We start from the raw sequence: 19,726 nt of genomic DNA on the forward strand, positions 1-19,726 counted from the left end.
GGCGGAGCACCCGCGCGAGGGACGGTCCCATGAGACGGCCTTCGCGCACCGCCCCCGCGACCCGAAGCCATCGGGGGCCCCATCGGGCTCGCCCACCGTCCCGTCGCTCCCCGTACGACCCGTGCGACCTGCACGACCTGCACGACCTGTGCGAAGGAGTTCCGACCGGACGTCGTGAGTCCTTGCGTCCAGCCTGCGGGCCGCTGCCACCGCCTCGGAGGGGCCGAGCGGGCCCGGTCCGTGTGCCGACCGTCCCGCAACGGGGGCCGGACGGGGCGTGGCGCGTCGTTCAGTCCGGCAGGACCAGGTGCCCCGTCTCCCCCGGCGCCAGGCTCACCGCACGGTCCGGCAGCCGCACGTCGATGGGTGTGGCGTCGGACGACGGCACCGTGATCTCCAGCCGGCCGCGCTCCAGGTGGAGCCGTACGCCCCAGTGGCCCTGGTAGCGGAGGTTGTATCCGTAGGAGGAGAGTTCCGGCAGCGGCACCGGGTCGAGCCACAGGGCCCCGCCCCGTGTCTCCAGGCCCGTCAGTCCGCGCTGCACCAGGTCGAGGGTGCCCGCCATGGCGCCGAGGTGGATGCCCTCCCCGGTGGTGCCGCCCTGGATGTCGGCGATGTCGCCCTGGAGGGCCTCCTGGCAGTACTTCCAGGCCTCCCCCCGCCTCGCGCGGGCCAGCACCCAGCCGTGCACGAGGCCGCTGAGGGTGGAGCCGTGGCTGGTGCGGTGCAGGTAGTGATCGACGGTGCGGTGCCATGTCTCGTCGTCGAGCCGCAGCCCCAACCGGTCGAACAGGAACCGCAGTTCGGCCGGCGAGAAGAGGTAGCCGAGCATCAGCACGTCGGCCTGCTTGGACGCCTGGTAGCGGTTGACGCTGTCGCCCTCCGCCTCCAGGATCCGGTCCAGGCGCCGGATGTCCCCGTAACGCCTGCGGTAGCCGTCCCAGTCGAGCTCGGCGAGGTCGCCGTAGCCCTCGAACTGGCTGATGACACCGGCATGGAAGGGCACGTGCAGGGTGCGGGAGACGTCCTCCCAGACCTCCAGCTCGCCCCCGTCCAGGCCGGTGCGCTCGACGAGTTCGCGGCGACGGGGTTCGGGCAGGGCGTCGAGCAGTTCCAGGGTGCGGGTCAGGACCCAGGCGGCGGTGACGTTGGTGTAGGCGTTGTCGTCGAGGCCGGGGGTACGCGCGCCGGGGTAGGCCTCGTGGTACTCGTCGGGGCCGACCACGCCCTTGATCCGGTGGCGGCCGAGACGGTCGTCGTAGACGGCGGAGTCGGCCCAGAAGCGGGCGATCTGCAGCAGCATCTCGGCGCCCTTGGTGTGCAGGAACTCCATGTCGCCGCTGGCCTCGCAGTACTGCCAGATGTTGTAGGCGACGGCCGAGCCGACGTGGTGCTGGAGCCGGGAGTGGTCGGGCAGCCAGCGGCCGGAGCGCGGGTTGAGGTGGAGCTGCTGGGTCTCCTCGCGTCCGTCGCTGCCGCTCTGCCAGGGATACATGGCACCCTTGCGACCCGCCTGCCGCGCGGCCGTGCAGGCCTGCTCCAGGCGGCGGTGGCGGTAGCGCAGCAGGGCGCGGGAGACCTCGGGGAAGTGCAGGTTGAGGTAGGGCAGGACGAACAGCTCGTCCCAGAAGACATGGCCGCGGTAGGCCTCGCCGTGCAGGCCCCGCGCGGGCACGCCGACGTCCAGGTCCGCGGTGTGCGGGGAGAGCGTCTGCAGGACGTGGAAGAGGTGCAGCCGGAGGATGCTGCCCGCCTCCCCGGCCACGTCCAGGGCGGCCCGGCGCCACAACTGGTCCCAGGCGGTGAGGTGCGACTCCAGCAGTTCGTCGAAGCCCGGGGCACGGCCCACCCGGTCGACGGCGGCGTACAGCGGGTCGCTGATCGCCGGGTCGCGGGAGGTGTGCAGGGCGACCGTCTTGTCGACGGTGACCGTGCGGCCGGGTGCCAGGCCCAGGCTCACCTGCTGGACGGCGCACGGCAGTTCGTGCCGTACGGTGACGGGCGCGTCGGCGGTCAGCCGGGACGCCATGCCGATGCGGATGTCCGAGGTGCGGGTGCGGCAGCGCAGCCACACGGTGCCGGGGTCGGCGGTGCCGGTGTGCACATGGGTGAGATGGCGGCCGTCCAGGTCCCGGTAGCGCGGCACGCCCGCGTTGGTGACACCTCCGTCGAGGGCGGCCTCGACGTCCAGCGTGCCCGCGAAGCCCTCGGCCGTGAACTCGGTCCGCAGGAGCGCCAGATGAGGGTCGGCCATGTGCACGACCCGCTGCTGACGCACCGTCAACACCTGTCCCCCGCCCAGGTCGTAGCGGGTACGCCGTTCCAGCATCCCGGACTCGGTGAGCAGGGTGAGCCGGTGGTCGAGCACCGGCGTGCCGTCCGGGGTGAGCCAGGACCCGCCCGCGAGCCGGAAGCGCAGCGGCAGCCAGTTGGGGACGTTGACCATGTCCTCGTTCTCGACGCCGCGGCCCGCCACCTCGGAGGTGAGCCGGTTGTAGCAGCCGGCGACATAGGTGCCCGGGTAGTGCACGTCGTCCGCCGCGCACTCCGGCAGCGCGCCCCGGGTGGCGAAGTAGCCGTTGCCCAGCGTGCACAGCGACTCACGAAGCCGTTCGTCGGCGGGCGCGTAGCCCTCGTACTCCCAGGTCCAGCCCGTCACTTCGTCTCTCCTGCCACAACCAGTTCCGCGAGATCCCGTACGACGATGTCGGCACCGCTGTGCAGCAGCCGGTCCCCCGAGTCCCCCGTGGCGGCGCGGTCCACACCGACCACGAGGGCGAACCCGCCGCGCCGGCCCGCCTCCACGCCGGCCAGGGCGTCCTCCACGACGGCGGCGCCGGCGGCGGGGACGCCGAGGCGCCGTACCGCCTCCAGGAACAGGTCGGGCCGGGGCTTGCCGGGCAGGGCGAGCCGGGCGGCCTCGCCGCCGTCCACGAGCACGTCGAACAGGTCCAGCACTCCGGCGCGGTCGAGCAGTTCGCCGGCGTGCCGGGAGGCGGAGGCGGCCGCGACGGGCGTCCCCGCCCGGCGCAGGACGCGCACCAGGCGGACCGTGCCGGGGTAGGCGTCGACGCCGTGCGCGTGCAGCCGCTCGACGAACAGCCGCTCCTTGTCGGCGGCGACGGCCCGCACGGTGGCGTCCGAGGTGTCGAGGCCGCGGGAGGCGAGGAAGGCGGCGGCGCCGTCGAGGCGGGACTTGCCGTCCACGTGGCGCAGGTAGTCGTCGTGGACGTCGAACGGGCGCCGCAGGGCCGGATCGTCCGGCGGATGCGCGCCCAGGAAGGCGTCGAAGGCCGTCTTCCACGCCGCGGCGTGCACCCGGGCCGAATCAGTGATCACCCCGTCGGTGTCGAAGACGACGGCCCGGATGTCGCGCAGGGCGGGGGCGAGTGCCTCGCCGAGGTCCGCGGGGGTGTCGGGGCGGCCCACGGTCACACCGGCTGCGGAACGACGGCGACCGGGCAGTCCGCGTGGTGCAGCAGTGTGTGTCCGACGCGGCCGAGCTGGAGACCGAAGTGGCCGGTCCTGCGGCGCGCCCCGATGATCACGAGGTCGGCGGCGGCGGACCGGTGCAGCAGCACCTTGCGGGCCGGTCCCTCCACGGTGGCCCGGCGCACGGGGACTCCGGGATGGTCGGCCGCGGCGTCGTGGAGTACCGCGTCGAGCAGGGCGGACGCCTGTTCGGCGTGCTCGTGGGCGGCGTGTCCGGCCAGCAGCGGATGGTCGGCCGTCTCGTGCTCGGGGCAGCGCCAGGCGCGCACGACGTCCAGGGTGCAGCGGCGTGCCTCGGCCTCGCGGAAGGCGAACCGCACGGCCTCGCCGGACGTGGCGGGTTCACCGGCGCCGAGGAGGATCCGCTCGTGGGTGCCCTCCCGGCCCGCGCGGTCGCCGCGGACGACGATCACCGGGCAGTGGGCGCGGGCCGCCACGGTCAGGCCGACCGAGCCGAGGAGCAGTCCCTGGAGCTCGCCCCGGCCGCGGCTTCCCGTGACCAGGACGGAGGCGTTGTGGCCTTCGCGCAGCAGGGCGTCGACCGCCTCGTCGGCGATCACCTCGGTGGACACCTTGACCTGGGGGTCACGGCGGTGGGCGCGTTCGGCCGCGATGCCGACGACGTCGTCGGCCATCACCTGTTCGGAGGGCTGGTCCCGGCTCTCCGGCGGCAGGGCGCCCTCGTACCGCTCCCACAGGGACGCGTACACCAGGCGCAGCGGCAGCCCGTGCCGGGCGGCCTCGTCCACCGCCCAGTCGACCGCCAGCAGGCTCGACTCCGATCCGTCCACACCTACGACCAGGGGCAGCTCCATGGCTTCCACCGCCTTCTGTCGGGCTGCACCGTTGCAGCGCGGAGCTCCACTCTCACCGTCCCATGCGCGGGCGCACGACAGGAGGGGTGAATCGGCCCTGACCGGGGCCGATCGGCCCCTGGGACGGGCATCGCCGACCGGAGAAGCTGCAAGTGAGAACCGGAGAGAGGGCGCTTCCATCAGGAAGCGGGCTCGTCCGGGCGAACAAGGGGGACGGTCATGATTCCTGTCATCCTGATCGGCGCGGTCGTACTGGGCGCGGGCATGGTCTTCGGCTACAGCTCCGTCATCGTCGGTCTGGTTCTGATGCTCGCGGGCCTCATCGGCCTCACCGTCTTCATGTCCACGCCGGGCACGGTCCGGCGCCCGGGCGACCGGGAAACGGTCGTCGAGCGGCGCTACATGGGCAACCACGACGACCACCACAAGTACCACGCGTGACCACTCGTGGTGCTGCGGGTGGCCGCGTGCGCGGGCCTGCTCACCGATGTCCATGCGCCGTCCGGACTCCGGTCGGGGCGGCGCCGAACGGGAGTCCCTGCCGTGATCACCGCACTGGTCTCCGTCTTCCTGTTCGTGCACGGGCTCGTCCATCTGACGGTCTGGCTGCCGCGGCAGGCGGACCGTCAGCCCTTCGACCCCCGGTACTCCTGGGCACTCGCGGCGGCAGGCCTGCCGCGGGCCGGGGCCATGGACGCGGCCGCGATCGGCCTCGCCTCGGCCACCGCCGTGCTGTACCTCATCGCGGGGCTGGCCACGGCGGTGCAGAGCAGCGGCTGGGCCGCCGCGGCGCTGACGGCGGCGGCCGTCGGGCTGCTGCTGAAGACCCTGTGGTTCAACCCGTGGCTGTCGCTCGGCGTACTGCTCGACGCCGGCGTCATCACGGCCGTACTGCTGGCCTGGCCGGGTTCGCTGTACTGAACGGCGGCCCGGCAAGGGACTGTTCGGCACCCGTGCTGTCCCCCTCGGCTCACGTCGGTGTGCCTGATTCCCGGCACGCTGGAAACCCGGAACGCCGAGGGAGGCAGCCATGACGCGATGCGTCACCGAGAACAGCATCGTCGTGGGCGTCGACGGGTCCGACGCCTCCAAGGCCGCTCTGCGCTGGGCCGCCGAGCAGGCCCGGGCGCTGCACGCGGTGGTCGTCGCCGTCCATGCCTGGGAGCCGGTCGGCGCCGGGCACGCGCCCTACGCGCCCGTGGCGGCCCGGCCGACGCCCGCGGAGCAGCAGCTCAAGGCCGCGGAACTGCTGGCGTCGACAGTGCGCACGGTGTTCGGCCCCCGGATCGGGGATCGGGTGCGTGCCGTCGTCGTGGAGGGGCAGCCCGCCCGGGTGCTCCTGGAGCAGGCACGCGGAGCCCTCCTGCTCGCTCTCGGCCACCAGGTCGACACCGCGCACGGGCGGCCCGCTCTGGGGCCGACCGGCCGCGCGTGTCTGCGGGGCGCCGGCGTTCCGGTGGTGGCCGTTCCCGCCGAAGCCGGGCACCCGGCGCTGCGGGCGGTCGGAGCGGCATGACGGAGCAGGAGCAACAACGTGGCGGAAAGGTCCGCCGTCGTCTTCAGGACCGGTTCCTGGACCGGCCGGCATGGCCGACGGACGACACAGGACCTGGGGGACCGTCTGCGAGGTGTGCGGGCCGAGGCGGGTGCGCGCCCCGGTCGCTCAGCAGGAAACAGAGGTGCGGTGGTCCGTGGTACCGGTACGCGGCGGGGTCTGCGCGGGCGCCGTCGGCGGCCGGTGCGTGCGCCGGTTGATCCGGCGCAGTGCCAGCTCGTCGAAGAGCGCGGCGAGCGCGAAGGTCAGGCCCATCGCCGCGAACAGCAACAGGGCGAACCTCTCCCAGAACTCCGGTGTCAGACTCGTGCCCACTGTCCTCGCCCCCTCCTCGGTCGGCGTCGTGTCCCTCACACCTCCAGCAAACTCCGGCACGGCACGGAACACATGAGCCGACCGGCCCGGGCCCGGGGCCCGCGCGTCCCTTGTCGTCGGGCACCGCGTCCCGAAGGGCCGACCGGCCCCTTGTGTCCGGTGCCGCCCGGCCCGTGATCGGGGGTCGGTGGCCTCATGGTCCGCACGCCGGGGGCCGACGAGGATTCCTGGTACGCGCGATGCCGGCGCGGCCGGCACATCGCGGACGGCCCTCCAGGAGGCGACGATCATGAAGCGGATACAAGAGGCCAAGCGCCCCCGGACTCCGCGTCAGCCGGAGCCGCAGGATCTGCGCACGCCCTCCGGGCGCCCCATGCCCTACTGAACGGCCCCGCCGGGGTCAGCGGACGAGCACCCGCTCCCCCGAGCGCGGTACGACCGCCGTCCAGCCCAGCGTCCGGTCGATCCGGTCCCGCAGGGCGGCGGCCGCCTCCGGCTCCCCGTGCACCAGGTAGGTGGCGTGCGGCGCGGGCGCGTCCCGCAGCCAGTCGACGATCTGCCCGGCATCGGCATGGGCCGAGAAATGCGGCAGGTTCGCGACCTGCGCGCGGACCGGCACGTACTCCCCGAACATCTTCAGCACCTGAGCGCCCTCGACGAGGTCCCGGGCGCGGGTGCCCTGCGCGGCGAAGCCGACCACGACGACCGCGTTGCGCGGGTCGGGCAGCAGCCGGCGCAGATGGTGCAGGACCCGCCCGCCGGTGGCCATCCCGGACGCGGAGACGATGACGGCCGGTCCGCCGGTGTGGCCGAGGTCCACGGACTCCTGGAGGGAGCGGACCGGGCGGAACGGTTCGGGGCCGAGTGCGGCCGGGCCGGCCTCGATCACGTCGGGCCGCAGCTCGGGGGCCTTGGCGAGGACGGCGTCCCGGTAGACGTCGAGGGCGGCCAGGGCCATCGGGCTGTCGACGTACACCGGTACGGCGGCCGGCAGCGTCCCGGTGCGGCGGAGCTCGGCGAGCTCGTGCAGGACCACCTCGGTGCGGTCCAGGGCGAAGGCCGGGATGACGACGGTCCCGCCGCGGGCCAGGGTGCGGCCCAGTACCTCGGCGAAGCGTGCCCGGCCCGCCTCCTCCTCGTGCCACCGGTTGCCGTAGGTGGACTCCATCAGCAGGACGTCCGCCCCGGTGAACGGCTCCGGCGGCAGCAGCAGCGGATGGCCGGGGCGGCCGAGGTCGCCGCTGACGGCGAGGGTGTGTCCGTCCTCCAGGGTGAGGTGGGCCCAGGCCGAGCCGAGGATGTGCCCGGCCGGGTGCAGGGTGAGCCGGGTGCCGGTGGCAATGTCGACCTGGGTGTGCACGGGAACGGGGTCGAGCAGCTTCAGGGTGCGGTCGACGTCCGAGTCGTCGTACAGGGGCTGTGCGGGCCGGTGCTTGGACCAGCCGTGTTCGTTGGCGTGGTGCGCGGCCTCCATCTGGAGCTTGGCGCTGTCGCGCAGCACGATCTCCATCAGGCGTGCGGTGAACTCCGTCGTGACGATGCGGCCCCGGAAGCCGTGCCGGGCCAGCCGCGGCAGGTAGCCGCAGTGGTCCAGGTGGGCGTGGGTGACGACGATCGCCTCGATGTCGGCGCCGTCGCAGGGCAGTTCGCGCCAGTTGCGCCGGCGCAGGTCCGCCAGGCCCTGGAAGAGGCCGCAGTCGACGAGGACCCGGGCGTGGTCGCTCTCGACGAGGAACTTGCTGCCGGTGACCGTTCCCACTCCGCCCAGGAACGTCAGCAGCGCCGGCCGCGACCGCGGCGCGGTGTTCTCCTCCGGTCCTGCCACCACAGTGATCATGAGGTCGCTCTCCTTCTGGACGGGGGCCGGCCGGCCCTGGTGACTCCGTGGACGGTGTGGTCTGCTGGAGGTAGGGAAAGGACCCGACGGCGACGCGGGGAAGCGGCCCGCAGCCGCGCACCGCGCAATCAGGATCCGCGAGAAGCGGATGGGGTCCTTTCCGCTGTGCCGTGCTCAGGTCCCGTCCACGAGATCGGGGTCGAGGACCGGCCGCCGCGGCGGGCCCATGAGCGCGCTGTCCACGTCGACCACGCCTTCCACGGCCCGTGCGAGCCGTACGGCGACGGGGACGAGCGCGGTGTCCCGGACCCGCCCGGACAGGGTGACGACGCCGTCGCGCACCTCCACCCGGACCGGTTCCAGCGGGTCGGGGAAGAGCGGCTCGACGACCTCCCGGCGCACTTCCTCGGCGATGTCCGCGTCCGTGCGCAGAAAGACCTTGAGCAGGTCGGTGCGGCTGACGATGCCCGTCAGGACACCGTCGCCGTCGACGACCGGAAGGCGTTTGACCCGGTGCCGGGCCATGATCCGGGCGGCCCGGGCGAGGCTGGCCTCCGCCTCCACGGTGACGGCGGGTGCCGTCATGAGCTCGCCCGCGGTACGCACCTGGGCCCGGGCGAGCGCCTCGGGGCGGCGCAGGCGGGTGTCCGCGTCGGGGTCGTGTGCGCGGAACTCCTCCTTGGGCAGCAGGTCGGCCTCGGAGACCACGCCCACCACCCGGTGTCCGTCGTCCACCACCGGCAGCGCGCTGACCTGCCAGCGCCGCATGGCCTTCACGATGTCCTTGAACGTCGCGGCGCTCCCCAGGGCGACGACGGTGTGGGTCATCACGTCACTCACGAGGCGGGGGGTGTCGTGCATGGGGGTCTCCGGCGGTGCTCGGCGCTCGTCACGGGGACGACGTCCGTCTCCAGACTGGGGCGGGCGGCCCGCCGCGGGCTTGGGCCGACCGGCCCTCGTCAAGGGCCCCGACAGGGCAATTCGCCCGCCCCGTGCCGGCCTCGGGTCCGCGGCACGTTCCGAAGAGGCCGTTCGGCCCCTTCCCGGGCCGGGTCAGCCCCTGCCCCCGCCGGACCCGCGCGGGGACGCTGGTGACGAAGGGATCCGCGCAGCGGCGCGCGGACACTGATCCGGGGAGGTGAGGTCTGTGCCTCGCCCCGTTGTCGTAGGACTGGACGGTTCGCGGGAGAGTCTCGCCGCCGCCGAGTGGGCGGCCCGGGAGGCGCTGCGGCGCGGTCTGCCGTTGCGCCTGGTGCACGCGTGGGAGGGCGGGGCCACGGCCGGCGAGCCGGGGCTGCCCGAGCTGGCGGCGCCCCGGTACTGGTCGGAGCGGATTCTCCGCGGCGGTCTGGACCGGCTCGGCGAAAGCTATCCGCAGGTACGACTGAGCGCCGATCAGGTTCCGCACTCCGCGCCCGACGCCTTGGTGGCCGTGGGCGACGAGGCGGAGCTGCTGGTGCTCGGCAGCCGGGCCTTCAGCGGCTTCGGCGGTTTCATGGCCGGTTCGGTGGCGCTGGCGACGGTGGCCCGGGTGACCCGGCCGGTGGTGCTGGTACGGGCCCACCAGCGTCTGGAGTCCGAGCATCTGCCGGATGCCGGGGGCGGTCCTTCCGTCAGGACGCCGTACCGGGAGGTGGTGGTCGGAGTCGATCCCGCGCACCGCTGTGACGAGTTGCTCGCGTTCGCCTTCGAGAGCGCGGCGATGCGCTCCGCTCCGCTGCGCGCGTTGTTCGCGTGGCGGATGCCCTATGTGCAGAGCGCCGCGGAGGCCAAGGTCCGCGAGGCCATGGGCCGGCACGCCGAGCGGGCTCTTCGCGCGGTGCTCGGGCCGTGGCGGGAGAAGTTCCCGCTGGTGGAGATCAGCGAGATCACGACGGAAGGGCGAGCGGCCGAGCGGTTGACCCACGCCGCTCAGGACGCCGGCCTGCTGGTCGTCGGCCGCAAGATCCGGCCGGCCCGCGTCGGCACGCACACCGGGCCCGTGGCGCACGCGGTGATGCACCACGCCCGCTGCCCGGTCGCCGTCGTTGCCCACGAGTGAGCGGCGACCGGCGGATCGGGATCGTCCTTGCCCGGCCCGGCAGCAGGAGGCCGGACCGGGCAAGGGCCGCGCCGGAGCCCCTCGGCCTCGTTCGGGGGACGTTCGGCCCCTCGGGAGAGCGCGCCGGGGAGCGTTACGACGGATCTCAGGCCCGTACGTGAGGAGGGTGCCGTGTTCCAGGTTCGTATCCACGGCCGGGGCGGCCAGGGGGCCGTCACGGCGGCGGAGTTGCTGTCGGTGGCGGCGTTCGTCGAGGGCCGCCACGCGCAGGCGTTCCCGAGTTTCGGTTCGGAGCGCACCGGGGCGCCGGTCATGGCGTTCTGCCGGATCGACGACCGGCCGATCCGGGTCCGTGAGCCGGTCACCCGCCCCGACGCCCTGGTGGTCCAGGACGCGACGCTGCTGCATCAGGTGAACGTCCTCGAAGGACTCCGCCCCGGCGGCCCGGTCCTGGTCAACTCCCCGCGCGGGGCCGGCGAGCTCGGTCTGGAGTCCCTCACCGGCCCGGTCCTCACCGTCCCCGCCACCGCGCTGGCCCTGCGCCACGTGGGCCGCCCGGTGCCGAGTGCCGTCCTGCTGGGCGGGCTGGCCGCGCTGACGGGCTGTGTGTCCGTCGACGCGCTGGAGACCGCGATCCGGGGCCGGTTCCCCGGCGTGCTGGGCACGAACAACGCGGCGGCCGCCCGCGAGGCCTACGACTACGTCGAGGTGCTGTGCAAGGAGCACGCTCATGCTGAAGCAGACTGAGGGCTCGCGCGCGGTCGCCGAGACCGTCGCGTCCTGCCGTCCGGAAGTGATCGCCGCCTACCCGATCTCCCCCCAGACCCACATCGTCGAGCAGCTCAGCCGCCTGGTGAAGTCCGGTGCGCTCAAACCCTGCGAGTACGTCAACGTGGAGTCGGAGTACGCGGCGATGTCGTTGTGCATCGGCGCCTCGGCGGCCGGTGCCCGCACCTACACGGCGACGGCGAGCCAGGGCCTGCTGTACATGGTGGAGGCCCTCTACAACGCCTCCGGGCTCGGGTTGCCGATCGTGATGACGGTCGCCAACCGGGCGATCGGGGCGCCCATCAACATCTGGAACGACCACAGCGACAGCATGTCCCAGCGTGACTCGGGCTGGATCCAGCTGTACGCCCGCGACAACCAGGAGGCGGCCGATCTGCATCCGCAGGCCTTCCGGCTGGCGGAGGAGCTGTCGCTGCCGGTGATGGTGTGCATGGACGGCTTCGTGCTGACGCACGCCTGGGAGCGGATCGAGGTGCCGGAGCAGGCGCAGGTCGACGCGTTCCTGGCGCCGTACGAGCCCCGTCAGGTGCTCGATCCCGACGAGCCGGTGTCGATCGGCGCGATGGTCGGCCCGGAGGCCTTCACCGAGGTGCGCTATCTCGCGCACGCCAAGCAGATGCAGGCGCTGGAGGCGATCCCGGACATCGCGCGGGAGTTCCGGCGGGCGTTCGGGCGGGACTCCGGGGGCCTGATCCATCCCTACCGGTGCGAGCGCGCCGGCACCATCGTCGTGGCGCTCGGCTCGGTGCTGGGCACCGTCTGCGACGTCGTCGACGAGATGCGCGCGGACGGGGTGCGGATCGGGGCGCTGGGGATCACGTCCTTCCGGCCGTTCCCGCTGGAGGCGGTGCGGACGGTGCTCGGCGGCGCGCGGCGGGTGGTCGTGCTGGAGCGCGCGCTCGCCGTCGGTGTCGGCGGGATCGTCTCGCAGAACGTGCGCACCGCGCTGTCGGGCATCCGGCTGGACGGGCACACGGTGGTCGCCGGGCTCGGCGGGCGCCCGATCACCAAGGAGTCGCTGCACCGGCTGTTCGCCGACGCGGTCGGCGGGCGGCTCGGGCATCTGGAGTTCCTGGACCTCGACACCGGCCTGGTGGAGCGGGAGCTGGCGCGGATGGCGCAGTCCCGCAGGTCGGGGCCGTCGGCGGAGAACATCCTGCGCGATGTGGGGAGCAACCGATGAACGCCGCTCAGCAGGTGAAGTTCTACCAGGTGGGCAGTTTCGCCGCCGGGAACCGGCTGCTGGACCCGGAGTTGCGGTCCGACCAGGCCGATCCGGACCGCTCCAACGCGCTCACCTGCGGCCACCGCGCCTGCCAGGGCTGCGGCGAGGCGCTCGGCGCCCGGTACGTCCTGGACGCGGCGCAGCGGGCGAGCGGCGGCCGGGTGATCGCGGTCAACGCGACCGGCTGCCTGGAGGTGTTCTCGACGCCGTACCCGGAGACCTCCTGGCAACTGCCCTGGCTGCACTCGCTGTTCGGCAACGCCCCGGCCGTCGCCTCGGGGGTCGCCGCGGCGCTGCGCGCCAAGGGCCGCACCGACGTCCGGGTGGTCGGTCAGGGCGGGGACGGCGGCACCGTCGACATCGGCCTGGGCTGTCTGTCCGGCATGTTCGAACGCAACGACGACGTCCTGTACGTGTGTTACGACAACGAGGCGTACATGAACACCGGCGTGCAGCGCTCCGGGGCCACTCCCCCGGCCGCGCGCACGGCGACCACCCAGACGGTCGGCGAGGCGCCCGGCGCCCCCTTCGGCCAGGGCAAGAGCCTGCCGTTGATCGCGATGGCGCACGAGATCCCGTACGTCGCCACCGCCACCGTCGCGGGGCTGCGCGACCTGGAGGCCAAGGTGCACCGGGCGATGGGGCTGCGCGGCGCCCGCTATCTGCACGTCCTGGTGCCCTGCCCGCTCGGCTGGGGCACGGCCTCCTGCGACACGGTCCGGATCGCGCGGCTGGCCGAACAGAGCGGCCTCTTCCCGGTGTTCGAGGCCGTCGACGGTGAGGTCACCGAGGTGACGAAGATCCGCCGACGGGTGCCCGTCGAGGAGTACCTGCGCCCGCAGAAGCGGTACGCGCACCTCTTCGAGCCGGAGGTCCGCACGGACGTCATCGCCCGCCTCCAGTGGACGGCCGACCGGAACATCAAGCGCTTCGAGCTGGCCGAGGAGGTCGTGCCGTGAAGGACAAGCCGTTCGCGATCACCCTGGACGTGGGCTCCAGTCTGGCCAACCGGACCGGCGCCTGGCGCACCGAACGCCCCGAGTACGTCCACCGGTTGCCGCCGTGCAACGCGGCCTGCCCGGCCGGTGAGAACATCCAGCAGTGGCTGTTCCACGCGGAGAACGGCGACTACGCGTCCGCGTGGCGGGAGCTGATGCGGGACAACCCGCTGCCGGCCGTGATGGGCCGGATCTGCTACCACCCCTGCGAGACCGCCTGCAACCGCGTCCAGGTCGACGACGCGGTCGGCATCAACTCCGTCGAGCGCTTCCTGGGCGACGAGGCGATCCGGCAGGGCTGGACGGTCGAGGCCCCGCCGGTCACCTCCGGCAAGCGCGTCCTCGTCGTCGGCTCCGGCCCCGCCGGGCTGTCCGCCGCCTACCATCTGCGGCTGCTGGGCCACGAGGTGACGATCCGTGAGGCGCAGGACCGGCCGGGCGGCATGATGCGCTACGGCATCCCGCGCTACCGGCTGCCGCGCGAGGTGCTGGACGCGGAGATCGACCGCGTCCTGGCGCTCGGCATCACCCTGGAGCTCGGCACGCGCGTGGACGACGTCCTCGCGGCGCAGCGGGACGGCGGTTTCGACGCCGTGTTCCTGGCCGTGGGCGCGGGCATCGGCCGCCGCGCCTACATCCCGGCGGGCGACAGCGCCCGCGTCCTGGACGCCGTGACCCTGCTGGGCGGCATGGAGGGCGAGGGCCCGCCGCTGCTGGGCCGCAGGGTCGCCGTCTACGGCGGCGGCAACACGGCCATGGACGCGGCGCGTACCGCCCGCAGGCTCGGCGCGACCGATGCCGTGGTGGTCTACCGCCGCACCCGCGACCGCATGCCGGCGCACGACGAGGAGGTGACGGAGGCCCTGGAGGAGGGCGTGCGGATGAAGTGGCTGTCGACCATCAAGCACGCCGACGGCGGCCGGATCACCATCGAGCGGATGAAGCTCGACGCGACCGGATTCCCGCAGCCGACCGGCGAGTTCGAGGAGCTGGACGCCGACACGGTGGTCCTCGCCCTCGGCCAGGAGTCCGACCTGTCCCTGGTGGAGGGCGTCCCGGGGCTCGCCGTGGACCACGGCACGGTCGAGGTCGCCGACGGGCTGATGACGGGCCGTCGGGGCATCTTCGCCGGGGGCGACATGGTGCCCGCCGAGCGCACCGCGACCGTGGCCGTGGGACACGGCAAGAAGGCCGCCCGGCACATCGACGCCCATCTGCGGGGCACCTCCTACCAGCCGGGCCCGAAGCACGCGCCGGCCGCCTTCGACCGGCTCAACACCTGGTACTACGCCGACGCCCCCGCCGCCGTGCGTCCGCGGCTCGAACTCGCCCGCCGCGTCTCGACGTTCGACGAGGTGGTCCAGGGCCTCGACGAGTCCACGGCGCTCTTCGAGGCGCGCCGCTGCATGTCGTGCGGGAACTGCTTCGAGTGCGACAACTGCTACGGCGTCTGCCCGGACAACGCGATCACGAAGCTGGGACCGGGAAAGGGGTTCGCGATCGACCTGGACTACTGCAAGGGGTGCGGGCTGTGCGTGGCCGAGTGCCCCTCCGGGTCCATGGAGATGCTGCCGGAGGAGTGAGGGCGGTGCGGCACGGGGGGTGACCCGGGGCGGGGTTACCCCTCCTCGCGGGGCACCGGCACCCGCCACTCCAGCCTGGTCCCGCCGCCCTCCGGCGTGCCGATCTCGAAGTCGCCGCCCAACTGCCGGGCCCGCTCGGCCATGTTGGCCAGCCCGCTGCGCCGCCCGTCGGCCGGGACACCCACCCCGTTGTCGGCCACCGTCAGCCGCACCTCGCGGCCGTCGGTCTCCAGGGCGACCTCGGCACGGTCGGCGCGGGCGTGCCGGGCGACATTGGTCAGCGCCTCGGACAGCACGGCCGTCACCTGGTCGGCGATCTCCCGCGGCACGTCCGTGTCGACGAGGCCGACCATGCGGACGCTGGGGGCGAAGCCCAGCACGGTGGCGGCCTCGCCCGCAGCCCGCACGACACGGGCGCGCAGTCCGGTGCCCGCGGCTCCGTCACGGGCCCGCAGCCCGAAGATGGTCGACCGGATGATCTTGATGGTCTCGTCCAGGTCGTCGACCGCCCGGACCACCCGCTCGGAGGCCTCCCGGTGGTCGATGAAACGGCCGGCGCTCTGCAGGGTCATGCCAGTGGCGAAGAGCCGCTGGATGGCGAGGTCGTGCAGGTCGCGGGCGATCCGGTCGCGGTCCTTGAGCAGTGCGATCTGCTCGGCGTCCTGGCGGCGCTCGGCCAGCTCCAGCGCGATCGCGGCCTGTGCGGCGAAGCCGTGCAGCGGCTCGGTCTCCTTTTCGGAGAACGCCGTCCGGCCGGTCTCCCGCGCCAGCAGCAGCACACCGCGCAGGCCCTCCCCGGTGCCGATGGGCACGGCCACGGCCGCACCGAGACCGGTGAAGCGCGGCTCGGCGTTCGCCACCCGCTCGTCGCGGGAGACGTCCGGGCTGGTCACCGGGTTGCCACTGGCGAAGGCCCGCCCGATCAGGCTGTTGTCCGCGGACAGGACGAGCCCGTAGTGCGCCTCGGCACCTGTTCCGACGGCGAGTTCCACCCGCAGCGAGTCGGTGCCCTCCAGCGGCATGGCGATCACGGTGAGGGCGGCACCGGTGATCTCCCGGGCGCTCTCGGCGATCAGCGCGAGGGCCGCGCCGCGTTCGCTGCCGGACATCAGGTTCTGGGTGATGTCCGCGGTGGCCCGCAGCCAGCGCTCCCTAAGCCGGGACTCCTCGTACAGCCGGGCGTTGTCGATGGCGACACCGGCGGCGACGGCGAGGGTCGACAGCACCGACTCGTCCTCCTCGTCGAACTGCACCCCACCCCGCTTCTCCGTCAGATACAGGTTGCCGAACACCTGGTCCCGCACCCGGATGGGAACGCCGAGGAAGGTGTTCATCGGTGGATGGTGCGCCGGGAACCCGTAGGAGGAGGGGTGTTCGGAGAGCTTCACCAGCCGCAGCGGCTCCGGGTTGGTGATGAGCTCCCCGAGGATGCCGTGCCCCTCCGGGTACGGGCCGATCCGGGCGATCTGCTCCTCGTCCACACCGACGGTGTGGAAGGCCGACAGCCGCTTGCCGTCGGGGCCGATCACGCCCAGGGCCGCGTACTGCGCGTCGACCAGGGCCGCGGCGGCCTCCACGATGCTGTGCAGGGCCTGCTCCAGGTCGAGTTCCCGGCCGACCGAGAGCACCGCCTCCAGCAGGCTGTGCACCCGGTCGCGGGTGCCGCGGGCAGCGTCCAGCCGCGCCTGCAGCTCCTCCAGCAGCTCGTCGAGCTTGAGCTGCGGCAGCCGTACGCGAGCCTCCCCGGCCTGCTCAAGGCTTCCCACCCGTGCTCCTCCACGTCTCCTCGGCGCATTCGGGCCGACCATCGCGGTCAAGTGCCACGGTAATGGTCCACGGCGAGGAGCGATACAGGATCTGAGCAGGTGGAAGTGACCGGGGAGCCGCTGTCAGCCGCGCCCCAGCCGTGCGGCGACGTACTCGGTGAGGTCCAGGAGGCGGTTGGTGTAACCCCACTCGTTGTCGTACCAGCCGAAGACCTTGACCAGCTCGCCGCTGGCCTGGGTGAGCGGGGCGTCCAGGACGCACGAGGCCGGATCGCCGACGATGTCGCGGGACACGATCGGCGCGTCGGACACCCGGAGCACGCCCTTCAGCGCCCCGTCGGCGGCCTCCCGGAAGGCCGCGTTGACCTCGTCCGCGGTCACCGGCCGCTCCAGCACCACCGTCAGGTCGGTCAGCGAGCCGTCCTCCACGGGCACGCGCACGGCGATGCCGTCCAGGGTGCCCGCCAGCTCCGGCAGCACCAGCCCCACGGCACGGGCGGCCCCGGTGCTGGTCGGGATGATGTTGACGGCGGCGCTGCGGCCGCGGCGCAGGTCCTTGTGCGGTCCGTCGAGGACGACCTGGTCGTTGGTGTAGCCGTGGATGGTCGTCATGAGACCCTTGTCGATCCCGAAGGACTCGTCGAGGACCTTCACCATCGGCGCCACACAGTTGGTGGTGCAGGAGGCGTTGGAGACGACGTGGTCGCGCTCCGGGTCGTAGGTGTCCTCGTTCACCCCCATCACGACGGTGGCGTCGACGCCCTTGCCCGGCACGGACAGCAGCACCTTGCGGGCGCCCGACCTCAGGTGAAGGCCGGCGTCCTCGCGGGTGCGGAAGCGTCCAGTGGACTCGATGACGATGTCGACGCCCAGCTCGCCCCAGGCCAGGGCGGCCGGGTCCCGCTCGGCGGTCACCGCGATCCGCCGGCCGTCCACCGTGAGGGAGTCGCCGTCGTGTTCGACGGTGCGGCCGATACGGCCGTACGTCGAGTCGTACGCCAGCAGGTGCGCCAGCGCCGCCGGGGAGGTGATGTCGTTGACCGCCACGACCTCCACCGGCGCGCCGGCCGCCCGCTCCGCGCGCTCCAGCACGAGGCGCAGGTAGTTGCGGCCGATGCGGCCGAATCCGTTGATGCCCACGCGCACGCTCATGTCCTTCGTCCTCCTGATCGGTGTCCGGTGGTTGCGGTGCGCTCCCAGCCTCCAACCGGGGCCCCCGTAGAGGGAGGGCCTTAAGGGGGCGATGTCCGGGCCACCTGGCCCTGGGAGCGGGTGCCCGCGGGCGGGAGGGTGGAACCGTCGGAAGAGATCAGAGGGAGATGGGACACATGGCGTTCAGCGGCATCCAGGTGCGGGCGACGGGCAACGTCGACGCCGAGGCGCTCGGGTACGTCCGGGCGAAGATCGCGGCGGCCTTCGAGCGGCCCGGGCTCCCGGACGTCAGCGGTGAGGTGCGGGTCACCCACGCGACGGCACAGCACGTGGCCCAGCCGTGGTCGGCGGCGGCCGAGATCCGGGTGGGCGACGCCCTCGTCGTCGTCCACGCGCAGGAGGCGAGCGCGCACGAACTGGCCGACCGGTTGCAGGACCGGCTGCGCGGACGCGTCGACCGCGCGGCCCATCGGGGCGACGAGACGCGCAAGACGGCGACCCCGCCGCCGTGGCGCGGGGGGCCGGGTACGGATTCCGACGTGTGAGTCATGTGGGTGAGGGGTGGGGCGGCCCGGTGACCTGACCGTGTCACCGGGCCCGCCCCACCCCCTTCGTGCGGGTCACGCCTGCGCTCATCGGGTCGTCGGCACCAGCACCACGGGGCAGTGTGCGCGGTGCAGCAGCGTGTGCGCCACCGGTCCGAGCTGGGGTCCGAGGCGGCTGGTGCGGCGGTGCGCGCCGATGACGACGACGGCCGAGTCGCTCGTGGCGGCCAGCAGGGCGTGCGCCGGCCCGGTGCGGACCGTGCGGGGCTCCACGCCGACGCCGGGGTGCTGCTCCGCCAGCCGGGCGAGGCTGAAGCGCGGTACGGCTTCCTCGGCCCGGTCCTCCCGGTCGAGCCGCCGCTGCCCGGGGCTGGTGGCGGGGATCGGTGAGGGCAGCTCGGGGGTGATGTGCCGGTGGGTGCGGGCGTGCAGGACCCGCAGCCGGACGGCACGGCGCTCCGCCTCGTCGAAGGCGTACGCGGCGGCGTCGGCGTCGGAGTCGTCCTCCAGGCCCAGCAGCACCTCCCGTCCGCCGTCGCACGGGTGGTCACCGCGTACGACGAGCAGCGGGCCCCGCACCCGTGCGGCCAGTCGCAGGCTCACGGAACCGGTCATCAGGCCGGTGACGCCGTTGTGGCCTCGGGTGCCCACGACGGTGAGCGCCGCGTCCGCGCTCTCCTGCGCGAGCGCTCGTACGGGGCTGCCCGTGACGGCCCGGGAGGTCACCGTCAGGTCAGGGTGGCGTTCCCGGACGCGGGCGACGGCCGAGGCGAGGACCGGGCCGGCCTCGTCGCGATCGGGCACGGCGTAGACGATCCGCAGCTCGGCAGCGCGCCGAGCGGCCTCGTCCGAGGCCCAGTCCAGTGCCCGTACGGCGACCAGCGATCCGTCCGTTCCCACGACTACGTGCTGGGGAGTCATGTCCTCTCCTCCTCTGCTCTGTGCTCCCGATGCTCGTCCGCCCGGACCGTCCGGGGCAGGGGCCACGCGAACCCCGGTGGGGCGCCGTACGGCCCCTGTCACGGGGCCGTACGGTCCGGACCGGCGGCCGGACGCCGGTCAGTCGCCGAGGTTGACGCCGTAGAGCGTGCGCCCGCCGACGAGGGCGCGACCGGTCACCAGGTCGGCCTCGATCCGGATGAAGACCTCCGCGGGCGAGGGCACCCAGGAGCGCGGCCCGGTGCGGATCAGGCGGTCGTGCTCGGCCGGGTCCGTGACGACGGAGGCCGCGCCGGTGACGACGACGCTCCAGCCGGAGTGCGCGACGGCGTCGACCTGGTCGGCCTCGAAGGCGACGATCGTGCCGTCTATGGCGCGGGCCAGCTCCGAAGCGGCGGCGGTGCGCAGCAGCACCGCGCCGTCGCCGTCCAGGCAGAAGTTGACCGGGAGTACCGCGGGCAGGGCCTGGCGTGTGTGGACGATCCGGCCCACGGGCACCCCGGCCAGCAGTCGCAGGCATTCCTGCCGATCGAGTTCACGGAAACCGTCGTTGGGATACATGGCCAGACCGTCTTTCGCCGGAAGCGGCAGGCGTGCGGTGCACGTCGTCCGTCCATCGTTGGCGACGGGGCGCCGGGCGCGAAGGGCCGTCAGTCCCGGGTGCGCCGGCCAAC

19 protein-coding genes are annotated in these 19,726 nt (G+C 73.4%); 9 read left to right on the forward strand and 10 right to left on the reverse strand.

All coding sequences use genetic code 11. The annotated features are described in order from the left end of the window. Positions 1-289: 289 nt before the first annotated feature. Genes DI272_RS03245 through DI272_RS03255 form a run of 3 tightly spaced genes read right to left on the reverse strand, consistent with a single transcriptional unit; the run spans position 290 to position 4,307 of the window. The gene (locus DI272_RS03245; protein WP_109493610.1) at positions 290-2,659 is read right to left on the reverse strand and encodes a glycoside hydrolase family 65 protein; all 2,370 of its coding nucleotides are present in this window, start codon (positions 2,657-2,659) and stop codon (positions 290-292) included. Continuing rightward, complete coding sequence (locus DI272_RS03250; protein WP_181387072.1) at positions 2,656-3,429, reverse strand: HAD family phosphatase; 774 nt, start codon at positions 3,427-3,429, stop codon at positions 2,656-2,658. The genes DI272_RS03245 and DI272_RS03250 overlap by 4 nt, the downstream gene beginning before the upstream one ends. Positions 3,430-3,431: 2 nt before the next feature. After that, entirely contained in the window at positions 3,432-4,307 is an 876-nt protein-coding gene (locus DI272_RS03255; RefSeq protein WP_109493612.1) for a universal stress protein, read from the reverse strand. Between the two features lie 219 nt (positions 4,308-4,526). On the opposite strand from DI272_RS03255, the gene DI272_RS03260 reads away from it, so the two are divergent. The 3 genes from DI272_RS03260 to DI272_RS03270 all read left to right on the forward strand — a co-directional run bounded on the left by DI272_RS03260 (position 4,527) and on the right by DI272_RS03270 (position 5,823). After that, a complete protein-coding gene (locus tag DI272_RS03260; RefSeq protein WP_109493613.1) occupies positions 4,527-4,748 on the forward strand; it encodes a hypothetical protein in 222 nt (73 codons plus the stop codon). 102 nt (positions 4,749-4,850) lie between these two features. Further along, the gene (locus DI272_RS03265) at positions 4,851-5,228 is read left to right on the forward strand and encodes a hypothetical protein (protein WP_109493614.1); all 378 of its coding nucleotides are present in this window, start codon (positions 4,851-4,853) and stop codon (positions 5,226-5,228) included. Between the two features lie 109 nt (positions 5,229-5,337). Next, positions 5,338-5,823, forward strand: a complete 486-nt coding sequence (locus DI272_RS03270; protein WP_109493615.1) for a universal stress protein — start codon at positions 5,338-5,340, stop codon at positions 5,821-5,823. A gap of 147 nt (positions 5,824-5,970) precedes the next feature. Here the strand turns inward: DI272_RS03270 and DI272_RS03275 are convergent, their stop codons facing one another. The 3 genes from DI272_RS03275 to DI272_RS03285 form a co-directional block, all read right to left on the reverse strand. Further along, positions 5,971-6,177 carry a hypothetical protein gene (locus DI272_RS03275; protein WP_109493616.1) on the reverse strand — a complete coding sequence of 69 codons (207 nt, stop codon included), beginning with the start codon at positions 6,175-6,177 and terminating at the stop codon, positions 5,971-5,973. A gap of 400 nt (positions 6,178-6,577) precedes the next feature. Next, the gene (locus tag DI272_RS03280) at positions 6,578-8,014 is read right to left on the reverse strand and encodes an MBL fold metallo-hydrolase RNA specificity domain-containing protein (protein WP_109493617.1); all 1,437 of its coding nucleotides are present in this window, start codon (positions 8,012-8,014) and stop codon (positions 6,578-6,580) included. 174 nt (positions 8,015-8,188) lie between these two features. Beyond that, positions 8,189-8,875 carry a CBS domain-containing protein gene (locus tag DI272_RS03285; protein ID WP_109493618.1) on the reverse strand — a complete coding sequence of 229 codons (687 nt, stop codon included), beginning with the start codon at positions 8,873-8,875 and terminating at the stop codon, positions 8,189-8,191. Positions 8,876-9,161: 286 nt separating this feature from the next. Here DI272_RS03285 and DI272_RS03290 point away from each other — a divergent pair, with 286 nt between their 5' ends. The 5 genes from DI272_RS03290 to DI272_RS03310 all read left to right on the forward strand — a co-directional run bounded on the left by DI272_RS03290 (position 9,162) and on the right by DI272_RS03310 (position 14,650). Next, the gene (locus DI272_RS03290) at positions 9,162-10,055 is read left to right on the forward strand and encodes a universal stress protein (RefSeq protein ID WP_109493619.1); all 894 of its coding nucleotides are present in this window, start codon (positions 9,162-9,164) and stop codon (positions 10,053-10,055) included. 171 nt (positions 10,056-10,226) lie between these two features. Further along, entirely contained in the window at positions 10,227-10,802 is a 576-nt protein-coding gene (locus DI272_RS03295; protein WP_109493620.1) for a 2-oxoacid:acceptor oxidoreductase family protein, read from the forward strand. Then, a complete protein-coding gene (gene porA, locus DI272_RS03300; protein WP_109493621.1) occupies positions 10,786-12,027 on the forward strand; it encodes a pyruvate ferredoxin oxidoreductase in 1,242 nt (413 codons plus the stop codon). The genes DI272_RS03295 and porA overlap by 17 nt, the downstream gene beginning before the upstream one ends. After that, on the forward strand, positions 12,024-13,028 hold the full coding sequence (locus DI272_RS03305; RefSeq protein ID WP_109493622.1) for a thiamine pyrophosphate-dependent enzyme: 1,005 nt from the start codon (positions 12,024-12,026) through the stop codon (positions 13,026-13,028). The genes porA and DI272_RS03305 overlap by 4 nt, the downstream gene beginning before the upstream one ends. Beyond that, the gene (locus DI272_RS03310) at positions 13,025-14,650 is read left to right on the forward strand and encodes an NAD(P)-binding protein (protein ID WP_109493623.1); all 1,626 of its coding nucleotides are present in this window, start codon (positions 13,025-13,027) and stop codon (positions 14,648-14,650) included. The genes DI272_RS03305 and DI272_RS03310 overlap by 4 nt, the downstream gene beginning before the upstream one ends. Positions 14,651-14,685: 35 nt before the next feature. Here DI272_RS03310 and DI272_RS03315 read toward each other — a convergent pair whose 3' ends face one another. Together DI272_RS03315 and gap are read right to left on the reverse strand one after the other, a co-directional pair. Beyond that, on the reverse strand, positions 14,686-16,416 hold the full coding sequence (locus tag DI272_RS03315; protein WP_109493624.1) for a GAF domain-containing sensor histidine kinase: 1,731 nt from the start codon (positions 16,414-16,416) through the stop codon (positions 14,686-14,688). A 123-nt stretch (positions 16,417-16,539) separates the two neighbouring features. Continuing rightward, positions 16,540-17,568: a type I glyceraldehyde-3-phosphate dehydrogenase gene (gene gap, locus DI272_RS03320; RefSeq protein ID WP_109493625.1), complete on the reverse strand. Its 1,029-nt coding sequence runs from the start codon at positions 17,566-17,568 to the stop codon at positions 16,540-16,542. Between the two features lie 176 nt (positions 17,569-17,744). Here gap and DI272_RS03325 point away from each other — a divergent pair, with 176 nt between their 5' ends. Then, positions 17,745-18,113: a hypothetical protein gene (locus DI272_RS03325; protein ID WP_258314452.1), complete on the forward strand. Its 369-nt coding sequence runs from the start codon at positions 17,745-17,747 to the stop codon at positions 18,111-18,113. An 87-nt stretch (positions 18,114-18,200) separates the two neighbouring features. On the opposite strand, the gene DI272_RS03330 is transcribed toward DI272_RS03325, so the two are convergent. Further along, entirely contained in the window at positions 18,201-19,034 is an 834-nt protein-coding gene (locus tag DI272_RS03330; protein WP_109493627.1) for a universal stress protein, read from the reverse strand. Positions 19,035-19,172: 138 nt separating this feature from the next. After that, a complete protein-coding gene (locus tag DI272_RS03335) occupies positions 19,173-19,613 on the reverse strand; it encodes a pyridoxamine 5'-phosphate oxidase family protein (protein ID WP_109493628.1) in 441 nt (146 codons plus the stop codon). Positions 19,614-19,726: the final 113 nt, after the last annotated feature.

This window comes from Streptomyces sp. Act143 (assembly GCF_003143935.1).
Taxonomy (GTDB): Bacteria; Actinomycetota; Actinomycetes; order Streptomycetales; family Streptomycetaceae; genus Streptomyces.